This window comes from Burkholderia sp. SIMBA_062 (assembly GCF_046534765.1).
Taxonomy (GTDB): Bacteria; Pseudomonadota; Gammaproteobacteria; order Burkholderiales; family Burkholderiaceae; genus Burkholderia; species Burkholderia ambifaria.
Genome location: NZ_JAWRYD010000586.1, coordinates 1 through 239 on the forward strand (window position 1 = coordinate 1; position 239 = coordinate 239).

The 239-nt window shown below is 55.2% G+C and carries 1 protein-coding gene; it reads left to right on the forward strand.

The window, feature by feature from the left end:
- A partial coding sequence (locus SB786_RS37540; RefSeq protein WP_410731752.1) for a hypothetical protein occupies positions 1-239 on the forward strand: 239 nt, incomplete at both ends.

The following is a 239-nucleotide window of genomic DNA, read 5'->3' on the forward strand; positions in this document are numbered from 1 at the left end:
GTGGTAGCGACACACTCAAGGAAATATTCGGTGGGGAAGTCATCACCGTGTTAGGTGTGGCAGAAACCCTGGCCAGCAAAACACTTGTCAGTGATGAAGAATATGAACGACGCGCCGAGTGGTTGGCCCCCTTGCGGCTGTTTCCAACCAAGAGCGCGTTCAAGGACGGGCAGCTCGACTATTACGCGGCTAATAACCGTGCACTGTTTCTGCCCGACAACTGGTCGGCATTGACCGGC